Here is a 1,122-nt window from a genome sequence, read left to right on the forward strand (position 1 = left end):
TACTCGACACTTATTGGCAGCCTTTCAATGAACGAATGGCCGGAGAAACATGGCAATGCGCGATGCTGTTACGAACACAACCCAAATCAGCTCTGAATGCATAACGCCTACAATAAGGTGTGCCACGCTGAACTAACCAAGCACATTGAACTTCAAACCAAAAATGCCGAGTGTAATGCATCACCTTGATTGTTTTGTTAAGTTTTCTTGACTACGAACATGCTCCTCGACCAGATACTACCTTTGTCTTGGTATTTATCCGGATTCTTTCGATATTCATCTAGATACTCTTGCAATTTACTGGCTTTATCACGAGTTATCTCAAAGCGTTCAATTAGTTTTTCTATCCGCTCTACTTTAATTTTGTCTGAATTATTGCCTGTCCCGAATAAAAGTTCAGTTGCTGAAGCCACCTCAAACTCATTATTTCTACTATATAATGACATTGTCAGTAAGTCTTGAGAAAGTGTTCCGTGTAATACATGGAGGTTTTCCAACTTCAAAGCAATCAAACCATCATCTGTAAATTTCAACTTCTGAAAATCAACCTCTTCGCCAAAAACTTCAGCTTCCAGCATGCTATTTAACTTTTCTAAGTTATTTTCCATATGAATCTTAAGATTTAACAACTCAGCCTTTGCAAATTTAGCCATAGTGATCTTATTTTGCAGCTTTTCCTGCTTATTTCTTTTAGATGTAAATAAGTGGCTAACAAAATGACCAGTAACATAAGAAGCTAATCCAAAAGCTGCTATATAAACTTCATTTGTCATATACCTTCCTTAGAAAAGTGTTAACTAAACGTGGATTGCTCGGAAAACTTAACGCCTAGTATAAGGTGCGCCACGATGGACTCACCAAATCCACTGAATTTCATACCAAAAATGCCGAGTGTAATGCGTCACCTTGATACTCTTGTTATGCAACTCCATCCATTTACGCTGCCTTTGTTTGGCCAAATATCTGTCCAGGCATGATGTCTTCTAGCTGAAACAGCAACAAATCCTGACTTGAAGATCCCGGAAGACAATCCACAACTTTAAGCCAGCAGGACTTTCTCACATTCCTGATGCCAAACCAGATTGGCTGCCCTGCGATGAAGCTGAAAGCCAAAGGGATCGC

The 1,122-nt window shown here is 39.3% G+C and carries 2 protein-coding genes; both read right to left on the reverse strand.

Annotated features, from left to right (window positions below; translation table 11 throughout):
* Positions 1-197: 197 nt before the first annotated feature.
* A complete protein-coding gene (locus C9I89_RS22220) occupies positions 198-773 on the reverse strand; it encodes a hypothetical protein (protein WP_107285494.1) in 576 nt (191 codons plus the stop codon).
* A gap of 163 nt (positions 774-936) precedes the next feature.
* Positions 937-1,122: hypothetical protein (locus tag C9I89_RS22705; RefSeq protein ID WP_211315296.1), on the reverse strand; the 186-nt coding region annotated here is incomplete at its 5' end.

It is taken from the genome of Photobacterium lipolyticum (assembly GCF_003026475.1).
Taxonomy (GTDB): Bacteria; Pseudomonadota; Gammaproteobacteria; order Enterobacterales; family Vibrionaceae; genus Photobacterium; species Photobacterium lipolyticum.